The 21,717-nt window shown below is 67.8% G+C and carries 20 protein-coding genes and 1 tRNA gene; 11 read left to right on the forward strand and 10 right to left on the reverse strand.

Annotation, left to right across the window (positions count from 1 at the left end):
* Positions 1–134: 134 nt before the first annotated feature.
* The 4 genes from ACK3BB_RS19750 to ACK3BB_RS19765 form a co-directional block, all read right to left on the reverse strand.
* Positions 135–224, reverse strand: a tRNA-Ser gene (locus ACK3BB_RS19750).
* Between the two features lie 68 nt (positions 225–292).
* The gene (locus ACK3BB_RS19755) at positions 293–1,285 is read right to left on the reverse strand and encodes an asparaginase (RefSeq protein WP_428926357.1); all 993 of its coding nucleotides are present in this window, start codon (positions 1,283–1,285) and stop codon (positions 293–295) included.
* Between the two features lie 41 nt (positions 1,286–1,326).
* On the reverse strand, positions 1,327–1,857 hold the full coding sequence (locus tag ACK3BB_RS19760; RefSeq protein ID WP_428926358.1) for a flavin reductase: 531 nt from the start codon (positions 1,855–1,857) through the stop codon (positions 1,327–1,329).
* Positions 1,858–2,088: 231 nt separating this feature from the next.
* A complete protein-coding gene (locus ACK3BB_RS19765) occupies positions 2,089–3,012 on the reverse strand; it encodes a LysR substrate-binding domain-containing protein (protein WP_428926359.1) in 924 nt (307 codons plus the stop codon).
* Positions 3,013–3,641: 629 nt separating this feature from the next.
* Between ACK3BB_RS19765 and ACK3BB_RS19770 the strand changes: the two genes are divergently transcribed.
* From ACK3BB_RS19770 to ACK3BB_RS19780, 3 genes are all read left to right on the forward strand, one after another.
* Entirely contained in the window at positions 3,642–4,385 is a 744-nt protein-coding gene (locus ACK3BB_RS19770; protein ID WP_428926360.1) for a GntR family transcriptional regulator, read from the forward strand.
* A gap of 191 nt (positions 4,386–4,576) precedes the next feature.
* Positions 4,577–5,659 carry a pyrimidine utilization protein A gene (rutA, locus tag ACK3BB_RS19775; RefSeq protein ID WP_428926361.1) on the forward strand — a complete coding sequence of 361 codons (1,083 nt, stop codon included), beginning with the start codon at positions 4,577–4,579 and terminating at the stop codon, positions 5,657–5,659.
* Between the two features lie 441 nt (positions 5,660–6,100).
* Complete coding sequence (locus tag ACK3BB_RS19780; protein ID WP_428926362.1) at positions 6,101–6,796, forward strand: YoaK family protein; 696 nt, start codon at positions 6,101–6,103, stop codon at positions 6,794–6,796.
* A 148-nt stretch (positions 6,797–6,944) separates the two neighbouring features.
* Here ACK3BB_RS19780 and ACK3BB_RS19785 read toward each other — a convergent pair whose 3' ends face one another.
* The 4 genes from ACK3BB_RS19785 to ACK3BB_RS19800 form a co-directional block, all read right to left on the reverse strand.
* Positions 6,945–7,436 (reverse strand): flavin reductase family protein, encoded by a 492-nt coding sequence (locus ACK3BB_RS19785; protein WP_428926363.1) that lies wholly within the window; start codon positions 7,434–7,436, stop codon positions 6,945–6,947.
* A 95-nt stretch (positions 7,437–7,531) separates the two neighbouring features.
* Positions 7,532–8,527, reverse strand: coding sequence for an ABC transporter permease (locus ACK3BB_RS19790; protein ID WP_428926364.1), 996 nt, complete (start codon positions 8,525–8,527; stop codon positions 7,532–7,534).
* The gene (locus tag ACK3BB_RS19795; RefSeq protein WP_428926365.1) at positions 8,524–10,206 is read right to left on the reverse strand and encodes a sugar ABC transporter ATP-binding protein; all 1,683 of its coding nucleotides are present in this window, start codon (positions 10,204–10,206) and stop codon (positions 8,524–8,526) included. The genes ACK3BB_RS19790 and ACK3BB_RS19795 overlap by 4 nt, the downstream gene beginning before the upstream one ends.
* Complete coding sequence (locus ACK3BB_RS19800) at positions 10,203–11,474, reverse strand: sugar ABC transporter substrate-binding protein (RefSeq protein WP_428926366.1); 1,272 nt, start codon at positions 11,472–11,474, stop codon at positions 10,203–10,205. Before ACK3BB_RS19800 ends, ACK3BB_RS19795 begins: the two co-directional genes overlap by 4 nt.
* Before the next feature lie 813 nt (positions 11,475–12,287).
* Here ACK3BB_RS19800 and ACK3BB_RS19805 point away from each other — a divergent pair.
* Positions 12,288–13,529, forward strand: coding sequence for an MFS transporter (locus tag ACK3BB_RS19805; RefSeq protein WP_428926367.1), 1,242 nt, complete (start codon positions 12,288–12,290; stop codon positions 13,527–13,529).
* A 206-nt stretch (positions 13,530–13,735) separates the two neighbouring features.
* Complete coding sequence (locus tag ACK3BB_RS19810) at positions 13,736–14,173, forward strand: hypothetical protein (RefSeq protein ID WP_428926368.1); 438 nt, start codon at positions 13,736–13,738, stop codon at positions 14,171–14,173.
* A 245-nt stretch (positions 14,174–14,418) separates the two neighbouring features.
* Here ACK3BB_RS19810 and ychF read toward each other — a convergent pair whose 3' ends face one another.
* Positions 14,419–15,516: a redox-regulated ATPase YchF gene (ychF, locus tag ACK3BB_RS19815; RefSeq protein ID WP_428926369.1), complete on the reverse strand. Its 1,098-nt coding sequence runs from the start codon at positions 15,514–15,516 to the stop codon at positions 14,419–14,421.
* Between the two features lie 141 nt (positions 15,517–15,657).
* On the opposite strand from ychF, the gene ACK3BB_RS19820 reads away from it, so the two are divergent.
* The 5 genes from ACK3BB_RS19820 (at position 15,658) to ACK3BB_RS19840 (ending at position 20,147) form a co-directional block, all read left to right on the forward strand.
* Positions 15,658–16,080 carry a VOC family protein gene (locus ACK3BB_RS19820; RefSeq protein ID WP_428926370.1) on the forward strand — a complete coding sequence of 141 codons (423 nt, stop codon included), beginning with the start codon at positions 15,658–15,660 and terminating at the stop codon, positions 16,078–16,080.
* Positions 16,081–16,594: 514 nt separating this feature from the next.
* Positions 16,595–17,386 (forward strand): tryptophan synthase subunit alpha, encoded by a 792-nt coding sequence (gene trpA / locus ACK3BB_RS19825; RefSeq protein WP_428926371.1) that lies wholly within the window; start codon positions 16,595–16,597, stop codon positions 17,384–17,386.
* Between the two features lie 169 nt (positions 17,387–17,555).
* Complete coding sequence (locus tag ACK3BB_RS19830) at positions 17,556–18,722, forward strand: alpha-hydroxy acid oxidase (RefSeq protein ID WP_428926372.1); 1,167 nt, start codon at positions 17,556–17,558, stop codon at positions 18,720–18,722.
* Positions 18,723–18,746: 24 nt separating this feature from the next.
* Positions 18,747–19,361, forward strand: a complete 615-nt coding sequence (locus ACK3BB_RS19835; RefSeq protein ID WP_428926373.1) for a hypothetical protein — start codon at positions 18,747–18,749, stop codon at positions 19,359–19,361.
* Positions 19,362–19,523: 162 nt separating this feature from the next.
* The gene (locus ACK3BB_RS19840) at positions 19,524–20,147 is read left to right on the forward strand and encodes a 50S ribosomal protein L25/general stress protein Ctc (protein ID WP_428926374.1); all 624 of its coding nucleotides are present in this window, start codon (positions 19,524–19,526) and stop codon (positions 20,145–20,147) included.
* Positions 20,148–20,464: 317 nt separating this feature from the next.
* Here ACK3BB_RS19840 and ACK3BB_RS19845 read toward each other — a convergent pair whose 3' ends face one another.
* Positions 20,465–20,776 carry an antibiotic biosynthesis monooxygenase family protein gene (locus ACK3BB_RS19845; RefSeq protein WP_428926375.1) on the reverse strand — a complete coding sequence of 104 codons (312 nt, stop codon included), beginning with the start codon at positions 20,774–20,776 and terminating at the stop codon, positions 20,465–20,467.
* A gap of 66 nt (positions 20,777–20,842) precedes the next feature.
* Between ACK3BB_RS19845 and pth the strand changes: the two genes are divergently transcribed.
* The gene (pth, locus tag ACK3BB_RS19850) at positions 20,843–21,697 is read left to right on the forward strand and encodes an aminoacyl-tRNA hydrolase (RefSeq protein ID WP_428926376.1); all 855 of its coding nucleotides are present in this window, start codon (positions 20,843–20,845) and stop codon (positions 21,695–21,697) included.
* The last annotated feature ends 20 nt before the right edge of the window (positions 21,698–21,717 follow it).

A 21,717-nucleotide genomic window follows, 5' to 3' on the forward strand; every position in this document is an offset into this window, starting at 1 on the left:
TTCATACCACGGAACGAATAGAACCGAGCGCAATCGAAGTGAAACGAACGCAACCAACGAACGAGAATAAGCGCATAAGTCCATAGACTTATACGCTATCAAGCGCCCCAAGGCCATTCAATGAAAATGGTAGGTGGCGGAGACGAAGGGATTCGAACCCTCGAGACCCTTCCGGGCCTACTCCCTTAGCAGGGGAGCGCCTTCGACCACTCGGCCACGTCTCCGCCGGCGTGTCTATTGGCTCGCTCCACCGGAGACAAGCCAAAATGACACCACCACCGCCCCAAATTTCTCAGCAGGTCGCGAAAAACCGCGCGATCTCGGCCGGGTCGGCGGTTGACGACAGGGCAAGCGCCAGCAGCACCCGGGCCTTCTGGGGCGTCAGGTTGTCGGCCGGCAGCACACCGGCCGCGCGCATGCCCGTCAAGCTGTTCACCCGCCCCGACCCGGCCCGCGTCGATTGCATCACCACCACGCCGGCCGCAACGGCCTCGCCCAGGGCGGCCAGCTCTTCGGGGGTCGTCATGCCCGGCGCAAACCCGGCCGACACGATGCCCCGCGCCCCGGCCTGGACAAAGGCCCGCACCGCCGTGCCATCGGCCCCGGCGTGGCAATACGAGATATCCACCCGCGGCAGCCCGTCCATCCCGGCCAGGTCGAAGGGCGTGTCCACCGTGTGGTGCCGCATCGGCCGGCGATAGAATTCCACGCCATGGGCATCGGCATGGCCCAGCACGCCGAAATCGGGCGTGCGGAAGGTCTGCAGCCGCCAGACCGAGGTCTTGGTCACCTCGCGTGCGGCCTGGATCTCTTCGTTCAGCACGACCATCACGCCCATGCCCCTTGCATCGGGATGCAGCACGGTGCGGATCGCCGCGACCATGTTGGCCTCGGCATCGGTCGAAATCGCGCTGGACGGGCGCTGTGCCCCGGTCACGGCCACCGGCAGCTCACAGGTCAGGCCGAGGTTCAGCGCATAGGCCGTTTCCTCCAGCGTTGCCGTGCCATGCAGGATGACCACCCCGGCCATCTCGGGATCAGCGGCCAGCCCGTTGATCGTCTCGGCCAGAAGCTTCCATTCGGCGAATCCCATCTGCGTCGACAGGACCGGCGGGAAAGGCACGGCCACGACCTCGCAGAGTTCGGACAGGCGCGGGTAGCGGTCCAGCATGCCCGCGCTGTCGAGGATCATGCCGTGGCGGCTGTAATCCTGCACGTCGAACCCGTCGACACCCAGCGACGAAATCGTCCCGCCCGTCCCGATCAGGGCAACCTTGCCAGCCATCGCTCAGACCTCCGCCACGCTCATGCGGCCTGCCACGGCGCTCATGCGCCGTTCTCCAGCTCGTGGAACTTGCGCGCGAAATAGGCCAGGCCCGGGCCTTCGGCATCACCGGCGATGCCGTGGATCTGGCAGAACATGACCTCGTGGCTGCCCACGACGGCCCGTTCGGTGATGGTGCAGTCAAAGGACACGACCGCCTCGGCCAGGATCGGCGCACCGGTCACCCCGGCCGACCATTCGGCGGCTTCGAACCGTTCGTCCATCGGGGTCTTGCCCCCGAACAGCATGGCCAGGTCCTTGTGCTTGGGGCCCACCGTGTTGACGCAGAGCGCGCTGTTCTCGGCAAAGGCCTGGGCGGCGGACGAGCCCCGGTTCAGGCAGACCAGCAGGGTCGGCGGCTCGGCCGTGACGGAACAGACGGCCGACGCGGTAAAGCCCGCCCGGCCCGACGGCCCGTCGGTCGTCACGATGTTCACCGCCCCGGCCAGCCGTGCCATGCCGGACTTGAAATCGTCCTGGCTGACATGCGGGGGCATGGGGATCTCGGTCGGGGAGTTGAGCGTTTCGGACATCATCACTTCCATTCTTCGGCCGGCTTTCCGGCAATTCCGTTTCCATCGGGCGCGGCCATGGCCCGGCGCCCGGCCGCTGCGGGCACGGGTCGGGGCGCTGGACGGGCGGCCACGCCACGTCGCGCCCATAGAACCACGTGTCGCCGGCAAACGGCAGCACAAGTTTCTAAGCCGGGGGCTGAGAATTCCTATCCCCCCACTCGGGGGCAGGTCCGGGGCAGCCGGCCGCGTTCAGGCCGCCTGCATCAGCGCATCCGGCCGGGCCGTTTTGAGCAGCCAGTCGCGGAAGGTGTCAAGCGATCGCCGGCTGCGCGGCTTCAGCGGGGTGAGAAGATAGCTGGGGATGCGCTGCGGATAGGCTTCGGCCACGGGCACCAGCTTGCCCGCCTGCACCGCCCGTCCGATCAGCAGAGACCGGCCCAGCAGCACGCCGGCACCGGCCATTGCCGCCTCGACGGCCTGGCCCGACTGGTTGAACCGCAGCCCGTGGTTGAAATTCGGCCGGCTCAGCCCGTATTCCGTGAGATAGCGCGCCCAGTCGGGGAAATCGGCCTCGATCCCCAGGTGCCCGCGGTCGACATGGATCAGCGGCGCATGGCGCAGGATCTCGCGCCCGTCGCCGGCGAACCGGGCCGCAAGGTCCGGGGAGCAGACCGGCGTGGTGCTTTCCTCGACCAGCGGTTCGGCCTGGAACCCGCTCTGCCCGCGCCACGGGCAGATCTTCAGCTCGCTGTCCTGCGCCTCGGCTTCCTTGCGCGTCAGGAAGGTGCGCACGTGGATATCCGTCTCGGGCGCCCCGGCCATGAATTCGCCGATCCGCGGCACCAGCCAAAGCGACGCGCACGAGGCCGAGACCGAGATCGACAGCGAGGAATGCGCCCGCTCGTCGGTCACGCCCAGGTCGCGCACCGCATCGTCGATCAGGTCCAGCGCCTGGCTCACCCGCGCCACGTTGGCCAGCGCCCCGGGCGTCGGAAAGATCCGGCTGTTGCGCCGGCTGAACAATTCGACCTGCAGGAAATCCTCCAGCAGCCGGATCTGGTGGCTGACCGCCGTGGGCGTCACACAAAGCTCATTGGCCGCCCGGACCACCGAGCCATGCCGGACCACGGCCTCGAAGGCGCGGATGGCATTGAGCGGAACGTGACGGCGCATGGCGATACTCCTTGGGGCGGGCTGTCTCAGCCCAGTGGCCAAGCATGCGCATGCAAGCGCAAGACCCCGCCCGCCGCTGCCCGCCGCGCCACGGGCTCTGCGCGCGAATTCAGCCTCCGGCAGCGCCCGCGCCCAAATCATTGGCGCAACATGTACGGACTTATTCAACGCGCGTCCTTGCCCTGCCCCGCCCCTCGCCACCCCGATTCCGCTCCGGGCCGCCCATGCCCCCTGCCCTGCCGATCCGGCCCCGGTCATCCCGGCATCAACCTAGGCCGTGCCTCCAGTACCCTGCCTCCCAAGTGCGCCGCGCTCCCGTTTCCCCGTTCCCCGACCCGCTTTGGCATTGACGCGCCCCGCCTAGGCCCTGCCTGGTCTGCGCAGCGTTTCCCAAAGGCCCACTCCGCGTCCCCGCCCGGATCCTGCGGCCGCGCACCCGCGTCCCGGCCCCTTCGCCTGGCACTGCCGCGCCCACCCGCCCGTCCCTTGGCGTCGCCTCGCCGCCACCCAACATCCCGTCACCCCCTGGCCTGAGAATTGCTCAGCCCGGCGCTCCGCCCCGCTGGGCTAGGCTCGCCCTGCCCTGCCGGTGCCGGCCGGCACCCTGACCCCGAGACAAGGAGCACCCGATGCCCGGCGATCTGCGCTTCCAGGACGGCACCCCGCTCTATCTCCAGGTCTCGCGTCACCTGCACCGGCTGATCACCGATGGCACCTATCCGCTGGGCACCCTGCTGCCGCCCGAGGCCGAGCTGGCCGCCGACCTCCGGGTCTCGCGCCATACCATCCGCCAGGCCATTGCCCTGCTGCGCCGGCGCGGGTTGCTGTCGGTCCGCAAGGGGGTGGGCACCCGTGTCGCCGCCACGGACGACGATTGGCGCGGCCGGTTCACCGCCTCCAGCCGGGGCGAGCTGTTCGATTTCGCCCGGGCCTCGGAATTCCATGTCACCGACCGCACCACGATCGAGGCCCGGGGCCGGCTGGCCGGCGAGATGGGCATCCGCCCGGGTCGCCGGCTCTACCGCATTGCCGGCCCGCGCTTTCTGGCCGGCGAAACCACGCCCTTCAGCTATAACGAAGTCTATCTCGATCCCCGGCTCGAAACGGTCGTTTCCCGGATCGACGTGCTGCGCGAGGCCATCTTCACCCTGGTCGAAACCCATGCCGGCGACCGGGTCGAGGAAATCCGCCAGGAGGTCCGTGCCCTGCACATGCCCGCCACCGCCGCGCGCTGCCTGGGCCGCGCGCCGGGCGATCTGTGCCTGCGCATGACCCGCCGGTTCAACGGCTCGGGCGGCCGGTTGCTGGAATATGCCGTCCAGTACCACCCTGGCGACACGTTCTCTTACCAGACGACCCTGTCCTCGACCTGATCGTCCGCCGCGCCGGAACGGCCCCGCTGACTACGCAGGCGCACGCTGTCGCACCGGGCCGCCCGTCACCGCCCAGCGAACGGGCACCAGGGGCCATGAGATATTTTTCAGCCCCCCGGCTCAACAAATCTCCTTAGGCCCCGGCCGCCGATTTTGTCACACTGCGGCCAACTCAAAAAGGAGACCCCCTCATGGACATGGGCGTATTCATTCCCATCGGGAACAATGGCTGGCTGATTTCCAAGACCTCGCCGCAATACATGCCGAGCTTCGAGCTGAACAAGCAGGTCGTCCAGACCGCCGAGAAATACGGCCTGGAGTTTGCCCTTTCCATGGTCAAGCTGCGCGGCTTCGGCGGCGAAACCGAATTCTGGGATCACAACCTGGAAAGCTTCACCCTGATGTCGGCCCTGGCCGCCGTCACCTCGAAGATCAAGCTCTTTGCCTCGACGGCCATCCTGACCCTGCCGCCGGCCATCGTCGCCCGCATGGCCTCGACGATCTCGGACGTGGCCCCGGGCCGGTTCGGCGTCAACATCGTGACCGGCTGGGCGCCCAACGAATACACCCAGATGGGCATGTGGCCGGGCGATGAATATTTCGGCCACCGCTACGAATATGCCGCGGAATACGTCCAGGTCATGAAGGACCTGTGGTCGACCGGCACGTCCGACTTCAAGGGCGAGCATTTCCAGATGGACGATTGCAAGCTCAGCCCCGCGCCCAAGGGCGACATCGAGATCGTCGCCGCCGGCCAGTCGGACAAGGGCATGGCCTTTTCGTCCAACTATGCCAATTACTCCTTCGTGCTGGGCACCGGCGTGAACAAGCCCACCGATTTCGCGCCCGTCGCGGCCAAGCTGGCCTCTGCCGCCGAAACCGCCGGCCGCGATGTCGGCGCCTATGTGCTGTTCATGATCATCGCCGACGAGACCGACGAGGCCGCCCAGGCCAAGTGGATCAGCTATCGCGAAGGCGCGGACCTGGAAGCGCTGTCCTACATGGGCGTCCAGGGCGCGGCCGACACCACGGCCGAAGAGAATTCGACGGCCAAGGCGATCAACCTGCCCGAGGGGGCGGTCAACTTCAACATGGGCACGCTGGTCGGATCCTATGAAAGCGTGGCCCGGATGCTCGACGAGGCCGCGGCCGTGCCCGGCGTGAAGGGCATCATGATGACCTTCGACGATTTTGTCATCGGGCTGGAGGATTTCGGCACCAAGATCCAGCCGCTGATGAAATCCCGTTCGGACGTGCAGATCGCCGCCGAGTAAGACAGGCTGGCGGGGGCCGTTGCGACGGCCCCCGCCCGTCGATCCGGGCAAGCTATACCTGCGCCTTTGTACATGCGCCCGGGGGCAATCCCTGCATGGCCTGCCCGCTCTCGACACCATCCGACCGGCCTGACCCTCATCCGCGGGTCGCGCCTTTCCGCACCTGCCCCATCCGCTCTCGACCCGATCCGATCCGGCCCAAAGCCCATCACCCCCAACCCCGCCCCGCGCCCAACCGTACCGCCCCGCACCGCTCTCTCTTGACCCCGGGCCTTATCGGCCCCTAACCCAATCCGCTCCGCCCGAACCTCAACGCCCGCGCCGATCCCGCCACGATCCCGCCGGCCTCGGGCGACAGACCGGACCCTCCGCCCCGCATCCGCAGGCCCTGCGTCGACAGGCCCTCCTGCAGCCGGGCGGCAGACATGCAAAGGTGGCGCCATGCTGATCCGTGTAGGCCCCGACAGAACCGAAAGCATCGACCTGACGCTGGCCGCCCTGCTCTCGACCATTGCCGGCGGGCTCAATGCCGTGGGCTTTGTCCTGGCCGGATCCTTCACCGCCAACATGACGGGCAATGTCTCGGGCCTGGCCGAGGATGTCGTCGCCGGCCGCCTGCTCTCGGCCCTGTCCTTTGCCGGGCTGCTCGCGGCCTTCATCTGCGGCGCCTGGCTGACCGCCCTGGCCATCGGGGCCGGTGAACGGCGCGGGTGGCGCGGGATCTATGCCCTGGCCATCGTCGGCGAAGCGCTGATCCTGCTGGCCCTGGGCCTGGCGCTGCTGCGCGACAGCTCGGCCCAGCTGGCCATGGTCTTTGTGCTGAGCTTTGTCATGGGCCTGCAGAACGCGGCCACGACGATGATCTCGAAGGCCCGCGTGCGCACGACCCACGTGTCGGGCATGGCCACCGACCTGGGCATTTCCCTGGCTGCCCTTTTTGGCGCGGCACCGGCCCGGGCCGAGGCCCTGCCCCGGCTGCGCCTGCACGGGCTGACCCTGGCTTGCTTTGCCCTGGGCGGCATCGCCTGGCTGGTGGCCTACGGGCTGCTCGGCACGCTGGTTTTCGAGATCACGGCAATCATGCTGCTGGCCATTGCCCTTCCCGAGGTCATCCGCGCCCGGCGCCTGCGCAGCTGACCACCCGCCCCGAACGCAATGGACCCGGCCCGAGGTCGCCCCCCGGCCGGGTCCATTTTATGCCTGGCATAAAATCGGCCTGACACACCGGTCAGTCACATCGGCCTGTCAGACCGGCACATCACACCGGCCCATCGGGACGCGCCGGTCAGTCGCTCAGGAACTTGCCCCGGTGGAAGATCAGCGGCGCGCCTTCGCCGGCCGCCCGCACACCGACCACGGTGCCCAGGATGATCGACGTGTTGCCATGCTCGATGACCTTCTCCAGCTTGCAATCGAACACGCCCAGGGCCTCGTTCAACACCGGCGCCCCCGAGGCCAGCGTGCCCCACTTGCCCTCTTCGAACACCTTCTCGCCCTTGCCGCCAAAGGCATTGGCCAGCTCGGCATAGCCCTCGGGCAGGAAGTTCACCGCGAAATGCTCGTTTTCCAGCACCCCGGCCAGGGCCGAGGTCTTCTTGTCGATCGACACCAGCATGGTCGGCGGGTTGGCCGAGACATGCGCCGCCGACAGGCCGAGGAACCCGTTCGGGCCGTCGGCGCCCTGGGTCGTCACCAGCGTCGCCCCGATGGGCCGTTCGCCCAGGGTCCGCCAGAATGCCCCGATATCGACGCCTTCGCCAGTCGCTTCGAAACTCATCGTGTCTTTCCTTCAGTCGTTTGTCTTCACCGCCGGGGCCGGGCGGCCAACCCGCCCCACCCCGGCGCCATTTCGCCGCAGCACCCCGGGCCGTCTCAGCCCAGGGCCTGTTCCTCGCGCTTGCGCGCAAGCTGCGACAACGCCACGGCAAGCACAAGGGCACCGCCGTAGAACAGGTTCTGCACGTAGGTCTGGATGCCCAGCATCGTCAGCCCGGTGATCCCGATGACGATGAAATAGACGGCCACCAGCGAGCCCAGCGGGTTGAACCGCCCCGGCGTGATCGCCGTGGCCCCCAGGAAGGCCGAGGCAAAGGCCGGCAGCAGGAAGGTGTTGCCCGAATTGGGATCGGCCGCCCCGATCGTGCCGGAATAGACGATGCCCGCCAGCGCCGCGATCAGCGCCGAACACATCAGCGCGCCGAACCGCACCCGGTCGACATTGATCCCCGACAGCCGGGCGACCTCGCGCCCGCGCCCGACGAACAGCAGCCGCCGGCCGACGGCCGTGTAGCCGAAGACGTACCAGATGATCAGGCACATGATCAGCGCATAGTAGAAGGCCAGCGGAATGCCGAAGAGCCGCTTGGCCACGACCCAGTTGACCAGGGCGAAATCGATCCCCCCGATGGTCGCCGAATTGCTCATCCACAAAACGATGCCGTTGATGAACGTCCCGGTGCCCAGGGTGACGATCAGCGACGGGATGCGGAAATAGAGGATGAAGAACCCGTTGACCGCCCCGACCGCGCCGCCCACCGCCAGCGCCGCCAGCATGGCCAGCCCGACCGGCACGTCCATGCGCACGTTCAGCACGGCGATGGTCATGGCCGACAGGGTCAGCGTGGCGGCGATCGACAGGTCGAAATCGCCCGATGTCAGGGGCACGATCAGCGCCAGCGACAGAAAGACCAGCACGGCCTGGCTGCCCAGCATGGTCGAGACATTGGGCCAGGTGAAGAACCGGTCGGGCAGGATCGCCGCGAAGACGAAGAACAGCACCAGCAGGGCCAGGACCAGCGCATAGCGCTCGGCCAGCTGCGCCCAGTTGCGCCCCGCCGGGGCCGTCGGGTTGGTGGTTTGCGCGCTCATGCGACCTCCTGCCTGTTGCGCCGGCCTGTCGCCGCCCTGTCATTGTCCCGCGGGGCCTTGCCGCCCCCGCTTGCCTCGGCCGTCCCGCCGGCATGGCCCGCCGCCCCCTGGGCGCGAAAGGTCTCCTGCGAGATCCGGTCCTTGTCGATCTCGCCCGGGCCCAGCTCGGTCACGATGCGCCCGGCCGAAAAGATCAGCACCCGGTGGCAGATCTGCGCCAACTGCTCGGCATCGGTCGAGGCCACCAGAACGGCCGTGCCCCGGGCGCTGGCCTCGCTCAGCGCCTGGAACAGCCGCTGGCGGGCGCCCACGTCGACGCCCTGGGTCGGCTCGTCGAGCATCAGCAGGCGCGGGTCGGTCTGCAGCCACTTGGCCATCAGCACCTTCTGCGCATTGCCCCCCGACAGCGCGCCCAGCGTCAGCTCGGGCCGGTTGGGCCGGATGTCATAGGTCCGGCCCAGGGCCAGGCAATGATCGTGGATCGCCTGCCAGTCGATGCCGAAGGCATTGCGGAACCGGCCCAGCACCGGCAGGCCGATGTTCTCGGCGATCGACAGCGCGCCCACCCCGGCCTTGCCCAGCCGGTCGGCCGGCAGATAGGCCATGCCCCGTTCCATCGCCGCGCCCGGGGTCATGCCGGCCAGCGCCATGTCCCGGCCGTCGATCTCGATCCGGCCGGCGCTGGCCGGGATCGCCCCGTAGAGCGCCTCAAGCGTGCGGTCATAGCCCGTGCCGATCAGGCCCGTCAGGCCCAGGATCTCGCCCTCGGCCACGTCCAGGCTGACATCGGCAACCTGGTCGGCCACCAGCCCGCGCACCCGGGCCGCCCGCCGGCCGCCCTCTGGCGGCACGGCGGCCGACTGGAACAGCGAGACCTTCTCGCCGACGATCAGCTCGATGAACTGCTCGCGGTCGGCCTCGGCCGACACCACCGTGCCGGCCACCTGCCCGTCGCGCAGGATCGTCGCCCGGTCGGTGATCTCGCGGATTTCGTCGATGTCATGGGCCACCAGGATCACGCTGGCCCCGTCGCGCACGACCGAGCGGATCAGCCCGAAAAGCTGTTCGACCCCCGACCGGGGCAGGAAGGGCGTGGGCTCGTCCAGGATCAGGATGCCCTCGCCCGCCCGGCCATGGGTCTGCACCTCGTCAAAGGCCCGGGTGATGGCGATCAGCGCCCGGTCGGATTGCGACAGGTCGGCCACCCGGGCGGTCGGGTCGATCGACAGGCCGAACCGGGCAAAGGTCTCTTCGACCCGCGCCCGCGCCCGGCCCCAGCGGATCGCCCAGTTCTGGTCGACGGCCAGGTCGTTGAGCATCATGTTCTCGATGACCGTCAGCGAAGGCATCAGCGCAAGGTGCTGGTGGACAAAGGATATGCCCTGCCGCCGGGCGCCCCCGGCCGGCATCGGAAAGGGCGCCGCCCGGCCATAGAGGATCAGCTCGCCGCCCGGTTCGGGCGCATGCAGCCCGGCAATGGTCTTGATCAGCGTCGACTTGCCCGAGCCGTTGGCCCCGAGCAGCCCGTGCACCTCGCCCGGCATCACCGCCAGGTCGACCCCGTCCAGCACCCGCGTCGTGCCGAACACCTTGGACACCCCGCGCGCCAGCAGCGCCGGAGCCTCCCCCGGCCTGCGCCGGGGAAGGTGGTCGCTCAGATCCGGCCCGCTGGCCGTCATTCCAGCCCCCAGAGCGCCCGGTAGCCGCCGACATGGGCATCGCCATAGCCCTGGTCGTAATCGGCCGGCACCCCGGCGGTCTCGGCATTGCTTTCGTCGAAGATCAGGAAGGGCACGTACAGCTCGTCGGGCACGTCCCCCGTGCCGCAGAGATCCCGCATGTAGGCATCCAGCGTCGACCGCGCGATCCAGCCCAGCGATTCCCCCAGGTCCATGGCCACGTCGCCATTCTGGACCAGGTCCAGCACGAAGGGCGTGCCGTTGAACGATGCGATCGGCACCTGGCCGCGCTTGCCGGTGATGGCCAGGGCCGGCAGGATAAACTGGCTCATCGAATCGTAGAGCGGCACGATGTAGTTGATCCCCGGATCCGACAGCAGCGCCGATTGGGCCGTGGTCTGGATCTTGGTCGCCCATTCCGGCACCGTGACGTTGAAATAGACGGCCTTGCTGTCGGGATCGAGCCGGGTCAGCTCGGCCTCGAAGGATTTCCAGTAGGGCTGCGAGGGCAGCACGTCGTCCGAGCCGATGACCAGCACGTTGGCCCCGCCCCCGGTTTCGGCAATGACCCAGGCCGCCATGATCTGGCCGACCTCGGTGTAGGAAATCGGCAGGTTCACGTCGGCCGCCGGATCGGGATCGTTGGTCACGTCGGCATGGTGCGTCGCATAGACCCTCAGCCCGGCCTCCTTGGCCATGGTCAGCTGCGGCCCCACGGCCGAGGGGATGATGCCCGCCGTCATGCCCACGGCGTCAAAGCCATTGGACACCGCGTATTCCACGCCCTGGATCCATTGCGTCGGGTTGCCCTGGTTCTGCCAGGTCTGGATCTCGACGCCCACTTCCTTGCCGGCTTCGACCAGCGCTTCTTCGATCCCCGCCACGAAGGGGATGGCCGAGGTCACCGGGATCGACAGGATCTTCTTGCCGGCCATGCAGGTCGCGGCATCGAAGGGCGCGCCGGGCGGAGCAAAGGTCGGGATCTGCTTGTGGGCTTCGACCACGGCCTTGGCCGCGTCGACATCGGCCTCGGCCCGGGCCATGCCGCCGGGACCTGCCACCGAGCAGGCCACCAGCCCGGCCAGCGCCGCCGTCAGGCCACGGCGCGCCGCGTGGCCGCGCGAACGGGGCCCGGCATGGACCGTTGCGTGTCCACCGGAATGGCCGCCGGGATGGTCCACGAGTTGATCCCCGGATTGTCCTTCGAATTGACCCGTCACATCGTCCGTTACCGGCCCGCGACCGGCGCTCTTCATCGTCTTCGTCATGTTCCGCTTTCCCTGTTGCCGTCCGGGTCTTTGGCCATCCGACGGTCCGGCGGCCGGCTGGAGAGGAAGAGGAGGAAGCGCCAGCCGCCGGATCCGTTCACATCGCCCGGGTTGATCCCGCCCGATACGCCCTTGATCAGACGGCAGCGGCCGGAAAACTGTCAACGTCAAGTATATGCACCCCGAGGCTGAGAATTTCTAAGTTCCGGCCAGATGATACCGTGTTAGGCATTGGCCCCGCACAAAGCCGCAGAAACCCGCAGCCCCTGCCCCACCGGGCCGCACCCTGTCCTCTCACCCTGTCGGGCCTTGCCCGTCCCCGCCACACCGCCGGACCCGCCCGGCCGATCACCACACCGGGCATAGCCCGGCCCGCTCATCACCGGGGCGCAGCCGGCCCTCTCATCACCGGGCACTGCCCGAACCGCTCACCGCCCGGCCGATCACCCCACCGGGCACGACCCGGCCCGCGCATCACTGGGGCGCAGCCGTCCCGCTCATCACCGGGCACTGCCCGAACCGCACATCGCCGGGTCCCGCCCAGCCCGCTCACCGCCGGGTCCAGCCGGCCCCTCTCACCGCCGGGCACTGCCCGATCCGTTCACCGAGGCAGGCCAAACAACCGGCCAGCGCTCCCACCACAGGCCAGCCCGGCCAGGCCAAGCGCCCCGCCGGCCAGCTCCAACGGGCCAGCCCGCACCGGCCCCGAAACGGCCCCGCAGAAGGGCCGCCAAGACCCGGAAAACAGGCCCCGCAGAGGGCCGCCAACAGGTCCCGTGCCGCCCTTTCCCTGACTTCAGACCAATCCCTTCCATGACCGACACGCCTGCTTCGACAAGCCCCCTCTCGCCCCCGCCCTCCTCGGGCCATCCCCGGCCGACCTCGCTGGGCACCGCCCTGGCCCTGACGACCTTTTCGCAGGTTGCCGCGACCTCGTCGGTCCTGGCCCTGACGACCATTCCCACCATCGTCGCCGGGGCCATCGGCGTCGCGCCCCACCTGATCGGCTACCAGGTCAGCCTGATCTATGCCTCAGGCGTGTTCTTCTCGATGATCGCCACCGGGCTGGTCCACCGCTGGGGCGCCGGCCGCGTCGGCCAGCTGGCCCTGGTCGCCGCCGGGCTGGGCCTGGCCGGGTTGGCCAGCGGCAGCCTGACCGGCATTGCCCTGGCCTCGATGCTGATCGGCGTGGGCTATGCGCTCAACAATCCGTCGTCCTCGCATATCCTCCAGGCCCTGGCCCCGCGCGACCGGCGCAACCTGATCTTCTCGATCAAGCAGGCCGGCGTGCCCCTGGGCGGCATGCTGGCCGCCCTGGCCCTGCCGCCCCTGGCTCATCTCATCGGCTGGCGCCCCGCGCTGCTGGCCGCCGCCGCCCTGCCCCTGAGCCTGGCCGTGATCTACCAGGCCTGCCAGCGCCCGTGGAATGCCGATCGCGCGCCCGATACCGCCCTGGCCTCGGGTCTGTGGCTGGGCCAGCGCATCGTCTGGCGCGACCCCTCGCTGCGCACGCTCTGCGTGCTGGGTTTTCTCTATTCCGGTGTCCAGCTGTCGCTGTCGACCTTCCTTGTCGCCATGCTGATCGAACAATTCGGCTGGAGCCCCATCCGTGCGGCCGCCGTGGCCGCCCTGGTCCAGGCCTTCGGCGCCTTCGGCCGGATCTTCTGGGGGCTGGTCGCCGACCGGCTGGGCAGCGGGTTCCTCGTGCTGGCCCTGATCGGCCTGATCGCGGGGCTGTCGCTCTGCGGGCTGTCGCTCTATGGCCCGGCGCCGGGGCTGGCCCTGGGGCTGACGATCGTCGCCGGGCTGACGGCCTCGGGCTGGAACGGCGTGCTGCTGGCCGAAACCGCCCAGGCCAGCCCGGGCAGCGGCACGCTGACGGGCGAGGTGCTGACCTATACGTTCCTCGGGGTCATGGTCGGCCCCGCGGGCTTTGCCGCGCTCTTCGCCCTCAGCGGCGATTTCGCCCGCACCTTCCTGGTGTTTTCAACACTGGCGCTGACGGGCAGCCTGCTGTCCTGGCTGCGCCACCGCTCGGCCCGGCAGGCGGGGTGAGGGGGCTTTGAGCCCCCTGTTTTCCCGGCTGGGCCAACGCAACAATTGTTTATTTCCAATTTATTTCGCTGCCCGTCGCGACCGCCTCAGAATTCAAGAGAAGCAAAGAATTGCAAGAAAATTAACAATCCGAAAACAAACTCCCAAATAGTTCCAGAAATGAATTGCCATCCCCACACCGAATGGAATCAGGGAGGAACCTGAAATTGAATATCGACGAACTTGTGGAACAGGCCATTAACAAAAATAAAATGGTCGAAGAAATGGGCGAGGACTTCATTTTTGCAGAAGCCGACGCTGCCCTCGATATGATGCTGGCAGATACGGCCGCAGGAGTCATTCCGGACGAGCTCAAAGCAACGTTCCCGTCTCTCGACCTTGCGCAGAAGAGCCTTGAGGATTTAAAATTCTTAAACAAGGAACGCGGCCGCCAAGCGGTCAAAGACATTGCGGACAAGCTAAAGCCTGTCCTGTGTGATACCGAAAGCGCACTCCGGAAACTCCTCGATCAGGGTGTCGAATGGGCGCTTGCAATCATTATCCCTGCGATCATCGCGGCGGTTTCTTCCCCGCTTCCAGCTGCTCTGGTCGTTGCCGTCGCGATCTACATCTACCGCATCGGCTTTGCCATCTATTGCAGTTAGTAAATCGCGATCGCAAACACCATACTGGGATTCGGCGCCGAACGCGCTGCGATACGGCGCCGAATTCCCTGCACGCACTCCCAGCCGTTTCAATCCTCCAACGCGCCACCCTGTCCTTTTCAAAGGCCGGTCGCTCGCTAAAGGATCGCCGCCCGCCCCCCAAAAAGCAAAGGGGCGGTAAAACCGCCCCTGCACCGCGTTGATGCCTCTTTGCCCCGGTCTGCCCGGCGCGCGGGTCGACCCGGTCAGGTGTTGAACAGGAAATGCAGGACGTCGCCGTCCTTGACCAGGTATCCCTTGCCCTCGGCCCGCATCTTGCCGGCTTCCTTGGCCGGCTGCTCGCCGCCCAGCGCGACGTAATCGTCGTAGGCAATCGTCTCGGCCCGGATGAAGCCCTTTTCGAAATCGCCATGGATCACCCCGGCCGCCTGCGGCGCCAGCGTGCCCTTGGCAATCGTCCAGGCCCGGGCTTCCTTGGGGCCGACGGTGAAATAGGTCTCAAGGTGCAACAGCTCGTAGCCCGCCCGGATCAGCCGGTCGAGGCCGGGCTCTTCGAGCCCCATCTCGCCCAGGAATTCCTCGGCCTCGTCGGCCTCCAGCTGGCTGATCTCTTCCTCGATGCGGGCCGAGATGATCACATGGGCATTGCCCTGGTCTGCGGCCATCTGCGCCACGGCCCGGGAATGGGCATTGCCCTCGGCGGCCTCTTCCTCGGACACGTTGCAGACATAGAGCACCGGCTTGGTGGTCAGCAGCTGCAGCATCTTCCAGGCCTTGGCATCCTCGGCATCCACCTCGACCACGCGGGCCGGCTTGCCCTCTTCCAGCACGGCCATGGCGGCCTTCATCAGGCGTTCCTGCTGGACCGCTTCCTTGTCGCCGCCGCGCACCTTGCGGACGATGTTCTGCATCCGCTTTTCCAGCGATTCCATGTCGGCGAGCATGAGTTCCATCTCGATGGTCTCGGCATCGGCCACCGGATCGACCCGGCCTTCGACATGGGTGACGTCACCGTCCTCGAAACAGCGCAGGACATGGGCGATGGCATCGACCTCGCGGATGTTGGCCAGGAACTGGTTGCCCAGCCCTTCGCCCTTGGACGCGCCCTTCACCAGGCCGGCGATGTCGACGAAGGTCATCCGCGTGGGGATGATCTGTTTCGAACTGGCGATCCCCGCCAGCTTGTCCAGCCGCGCGTCCGGCACCGCCACCTCGCCGACGTTCGGCTCGATCGTGCAGAACGGGAAATTGGCCGCCTGCGCCGCGGCGGTCTTGGTCAGCGCATTGAACAGCGTCGACTTGCCCACGTTCGGCAGTCCGACGATTCCCATCTTGAAACCCATGGCACCCGCTCCGTTCCTGATTTCGCCGCCTTCTAGGGCGAAGACCGGCCCTTCGCAATGGCAGGCTTGCCCGACAGGCCCGGCCATGCCAACAATCCGGCCAGCGGCCCCGTGCGGGACGCCCTGACAGGAGGACCGGCCATGCAGCCCACACCCTACCTCTTCTTCGCCGGCAATTGCCACGAGGCCTTCACCCGATACGGCGAGATCTTTGGCAGCGATCCCATGATCATGACCTTTGCCGCCCTGCCCGAGGCCGAGCGCGCGGACATGCCCGGCGCGCCGGTCGATGCCGTGATGCATGCGGCGGTGCGGATCGGCGAGGGCGAGATATTCGGCAGCGACGACATCGGCGGCGCGCCCCCGGCGATGGACGGTTGCAACATCGCCGTCTCGTTGCCCGATGATGGCGAAACCCGGCGGGTCTGGGACGCGCTGGCCGAGGGCGCCGAGGTGCGCATGCCGCTGGAGCCGACGTTCTTCGCCCCGCTTTTCGGCACCCTGACCGACCGGTTCGGCATCCGCTGGATGATCATGCAGGACATGGACGCGCCTCCGGGCTGAGAGCGACGGGCCGCCGGGCCCGGTGTCTTCGCCGCTTTTCTGCCGACGGTGCCGTTTTGCCGGCCCCGCGCTGCGGCCAGTCCCTGCGCGGCGGGCGTCGCTGCACAAAGGTCAGACGGGCACCGTGGCCGTTCCCAAGCCACGGCCCCCTTCCCCTCTGTTGTCCCCGCTTCAAGGCGCGCACATCACCACGTCCAGTCCCCACGCCACGGCCGACCCAGGCACCACGGCCAGCCTCCAACACGGCCGGCCCCGCATTCCTTCCGTCCACGCATTCTTGCCGCCCACGCATCGCGACAAGGCCCGACGCCACGGCAGTCGTCCCACCACGGCCAGCCCCCTGCACCATGGCGCGCCCCGTGCCACACCCCCGCCACGGCCAACCCCGCACCACGGCCCCGCCCGGCGCCCGGCCCGGAAAATTCGAATTTTCCGGATCCCCGCCCACCTGCCGGCGCTTGATTTCCGCGTTCCGTTTCGGCAGGACGGTCGGGCCTTTGGAAAGGGACCCCGAATGACCCGCATCGACGCCAAGTTCGCCGCACTCGAAGAGGCCGGCAAGAAAGCCTTCGTCGCCTACGTTATGGCCGGCGACCCCGATTACGACACCTCGCTCGAGATCGTGAAAGGCCTGCCCGGCGCCGGCGTCGACATCATCGAACTGGGCCTGCCCTTCACCGATCCCATGGCCGACGGCCCGACGATCCAGGCCGCCGGCCAGCGCGCGCTCGAAGCCGGCATGACCCTGCAGCGCACGCTCGACCTGGCCGCCGCCTTCCGCGAGACCGACGACACCACGCCGATCGTGCTGATGGGCTATTACAACCCGATCTATTCGCGCGGCGTCGATACCTTCCTGGCCGATGCCCGGGCCGCCGGGATCGACGGGCTGATCGTCGTCGACCTGCCGCCCGAGGAAGACAGCGAGCTCTGCCTGCCCGCCCAGGCCGCCGGGCTGAACTTCATCCGCCTGGCCACGCCCACGACCGATGCCGAGCGCCTGCCGGCCGTGCTGCAGAACACCTCGGGCTTTGTCTATTACGTCTCGATCACCGGCATCACCGGCGCGGCCGAGGCCCAGGCCGGCGACGTCGCCCCCGACGTGGCCCGCATCAAGGCCGGCACCAAGTTGCCCGTCGTCGTGGGCTTTGGCGTCAAGACCCCCGAAACCGCCCGGTCGATCGCCGGCATCGCCGATGGCGCCGTGGTCGGCTCGGCCATTGTCGGCCGCATCGGCGCGGGCGAAGCCCCGGCCGATGTGCTGGCCTTCGTCAAGACCCTGGCCGACGGCACCCACGCGGCCTGACCGCCCCCCTTGCTTCGGCCCCGGTCGCCCGCCCCGCAGGCGCCTTCGACGCCCCCCGATGACCCGATCCACCGCCCGGCAGCCCCCTGCCGGGCGTTTGTCATCCTGCGCGTTGCATGCGGGGCCGGGAATTGGTAACGAAAACTTACCAGTCTCAAGGAAGCTGCCCATGCCCGTCATCACCACAATTGCCGACCTCAAGCGCATCCACGAACGGCGTACGCCGCGGATGTTCTACGATTACTGCGAAAGCGGCAGCTGGACGGAACAGACCTTCCGCGAGAACACCACCGATTTCGAAAAGATCCGCCTGCGCCAGCGCGTGGCCGTCGACATGTCGGGCCGGACCACCGAAAGCACGATGATCGGCCAGGACGTCACCATGCCCGTGGCCCTGGCCCCGGTCGGGTTGACCGGCATGCAATGCGCCGACGGCGAGATCAAGGCGGCCCGGGCGGCCGAGGCCTTTGGCGTGCCCTTCACCCTGTCGACCATGTCGATCAACTCGATCGAGGACGTGGCCGAGGCCACGACCAAGCCCTTCTGGTTCCAGCTCTACACCATGAAGGACACCGATTTCACCTCGCGCCTGATCGAACGGGCCAAGGCGGCCAAATGCTCGGCCCTGGTGATCACGCTGGACCTGCAGATCCTGGGCCAGCGCCACAAGGATCTCAAGAACGGCCTGTCGGCCCCGCCCAAGATGACGCCCAAGACCATCGCCAACCTGGCGACCAAGTGGCAATGGGGCATCGAGATGCTCAGCGCCAAGCGGCGCTATTTCGGCAATATCGTCGGCCATGTCGAAGGCGTGTCGGACATGGCCGAGCTGGGCTCGTGGACGGCCGAGCAATTCGACCCCCAGCTCGACTGGGGCAAGGTCGAGAAGCTGATGGAACAATGGGGCGGCAAGGTCATCCTGAAGGGCATTCTCGACCCCGAGGATGCCAGGATGGCCGCCAAGCTGGGCGCCGATGCGATCACCGTGTCGAACCACGGCGGCCGCCAGCTGGACGGCGCGCTGAGCTCGATCCGCATGCTGCCCTCGATCCTCGACGCCGTGGGCAGCGATGTCGAAGTGCATCTCGACAGCGGCATCCGTTCGGGCCAGGACGTGCTCAAGGCCCTGGCCATGGGCGCCCGGGGCACGATGATCGGCCGGGCCTTCGTGCACGGGCTGGGCGCGATGGGCCAGCAGGGCGTGACCACGGCCCTGGAGGTCATCCAGAAAGAGCTCGACACCACGATGGCCCTGTGCGGCGAAACCGACGTCAAGCGGCTGGGCCGCCACAACCTTCTGGTGCCCGAGGATTTCGAGGGCCGCTGGCAAAGCTGAGCCGGCCGGGATAGACCGTCAGCCATGCTGGTCTTTTCCGCTCAGAACCTGGCCTTCATCGCCGTGCCCAAGACGGGCACGACGGCGGTGGAGATGGCGTTGCGCAACCATGCCGACATCATCTTCACCAAGCACCGCAAGCACATGACGGCCCAGAAGTTCGACCGCCGCCTGGCGCCCTTCCTCGACCGCAGCTTCGGCATCCGCCCCGAGCGGATGGCCGTGCTGCGCGACCCCGAGGAACAGATCCGCTCGTGGTACCGCTATCGCAAGGGCAAGCGCCAGAAGGGCTCGGACAAGAGCACCTTCGACATCAGCTTCGATGCCTTCGTGCGCGACGTGATCTCGGACGATCCGCCGCCCCATGCCGGGATCGGCAGCCAGTGGAACATGGTCACCGGCGGCGGGCGGGTTCTGGTCCACCACCTGTTTGCCTATGAAAGCCAGCCCGTCCTGCGCGCCTTTCTCGACGAGCGCTTCGGCGAGCGCATCGAGATCCGGTCGCGCAATGTCTCGCCACCGGTCGATGCCCCGCTCGACGACAGCACCCGCCGTGCCCTGCGCCGGGCCCGGGCCGAGGAATTCGCCCTGCACGACCGCATCCGCGAGGCCGGAGGCCACCTGGTCAGCCCGGTCTGACCGCCCCCGCGGCCACGGCGATCGGCGGCCCCACATGCCGCTTGACCCCGGCCCTGCCCCACCCCGAATCCCCTTTACAAACGCCCGGTCCTCGTCCATACGCGCGTCTTCACGCGGGCGCGACAGCCTTGGAGGCGCCCCGCATCATTAGGAGATATGTACATGGCTGGTGAGATTCCTGATCTCGAAGCCCTGGAACGGACGGGGACAGGCAAGGGCGCCGCTCGTCAGGCCCGCCGCGAGGGTCTGGTTCCGGGGATTGTTTTCGGTGGCGACAAAGAGCCGCTGGCAATCAACATCCCGTTCAACGCGCTGTTCAAGCGCCTGAAGGACGGTCGCTTCAAGTCGACGCTGTTCAACATGAAGGTCGAAGGCCACGAAGACGTCCGCGTCATCTGCCGCGACGTTCAGCGTGACGTGGTCAAGGACCTGCCGACCCACGTCGACTTCATGCGCCTGCGCCGGACCACCAAGATCAACCTCTACATCCCCGTCGAGTTCATCAACGAGGAAGCGGCACCGGGCATCAAGAAGGGCGGCATGCTGACCGTCGTTCGCCCCGAGGTGGAACTGGTCGTGACGGCCGGCGACATCCCGGAAAAGATCACCGTCGACCTGACCGGCCTGAACATCGGCGACATCGTCCACATCTCGGACGTGACCCTGCCGACCGGCGCCAAGCCGACGATCGACCGCGATTTCGTGATCGCCAACATCTCGGCCCCGGCCGGGCTGGCCTCGTCGGATGACGACGAAGACGGCGACGGCGAAGCCGCCGAAGAGTGATTGTCGCGCCCCTTGCGGCACGATGACCTCAACTGATCCGATGTGGACGGGGCTCCTTGCGGGGCCCCGTTCTGCTTTGGTGGGGTGCGGGACGCCGGGATGGCCGGTCAACCCGTGCCCGCCGGTGACCGGCGCGACCGGCCGCAAGGCCGGACAAGCCCGCCCCGCCCGACCGGCGTCAGGCACCCCCGCACCCGACCTGCGCCATGCCGGCCCTGGCCCACTCTGGTCAGATCCGCGCCGACACGCGCGCACCAGACCAGACCCCCTCCGGCCCACTCCGGCCCGGGCCCGGTCTGCGCCCATGCGCCCTGGCCTCAGACCAGCTCCTGCACGCTTTCAAAGATCTCCAGGCTGGGCGGCCCAAGGTAGAGGTCCTTGTTGCCCCCGGCGCCCTTGTGGGCCTGGCGAAAGGCCTCGGACTTGGTCCAGTCCTCGAAATGCTGCTGGCTCTCCCAGGTCGTGTGCGACGCGTACAGCACGTGGTCCTCGGCCTCCGGGCCCTTGAGCAGGTGGAAGGCCACGAAACCCGGCACCTGTTTCAGGTGGCTGTCTCGGCTTTTCCACACGGTTTCGAACTCTTCGGCCGCGTCCTTGCGGACCTTGAATCGGTTCATGGTCAGATACATCTGCGCCTCGCTGGCAATTGGGGAAGGTTCGGGGCATAACGGCTGGGAACCAATCGAGGTTGCACCATGAAACTCTTTGCTGGCCTTGGCAATCCGGGCACCGAATATGCGCGCAATCGCCACAACATCGGCTTCATGGCCCTCGACCGCATCGCCGAGGACCACGGCTTTTCGCCCTGGAAGGCCAAGTTCCAGGGCCGCATCGCCGAAGGCCGGCTGGGCCGCGAAAAGGTGCTGCTGCTCAAGCCCGAAACCTACATGAACCGCTCCGGCCAGTCGCTGGGCGAGGCCATGCGCTTCTACAAGCTGGAGCCGGACGACATCACCGTCTTCCACGACGAGCTCGACCTGGCCCCCGGCAAATGCCGGGCCAAGACCGGCGGCGGCCATGCCGGCCACAACGGGCTGCGCTCGATCCATGCGCATGTCGGCGAGGCCTATCACCGCATCCGCCTGGGCATCGGCCATCCTGGCCGCAAGGAGCTGGTCTCCGGCTACGTGCTGCATGATTTCGCCAAGGCCGACGAGGCCTGGCTCGATGACCTGATCCGAGGCCTGTCCGACGGCGCCCCGGCCCTGGCCGAGGGCGACACGGCCCGGTTCATGAACGCCGTCTCGCTGCGCACCGCCCCGCCCCGCTCGGGCGGCGGTGGCCGGCCGGCCCAGCCCGGCAAGGGCGACGGCAAGACCAAGGGACAAGGTAAAGGCGGGGACAAAGGCCAGGGCAAGGGCAAGCCCGCACCTTCCATTGCATCCGGGGCCACTGCATCCGGGGCCACCGCACACGGGGTCACGGCACCCGCGCCGGGGCCCGGGGCCGCGCCCACCGCGCCAACCACCGGGGCCAGGGCCGCCGCCCCAGCCGAGGCCCCCGAAGACGACCGCTCGGCCCTTCAGAAACTGGTCGACAAGTTCAAGTGACCCGCCCGGGGCGCTTGCCC

The organism is Marinibacterium sp. SX1 (genome assembly GCF_050389775.1).
In the GTDB taxonomy this organism is placed as follows: domain Bacteria; phylum Pseudomonadota; class Alphaproteobacteria; order Rhodobacterales; family Rhodobacteraceae; genus Marinibacterium.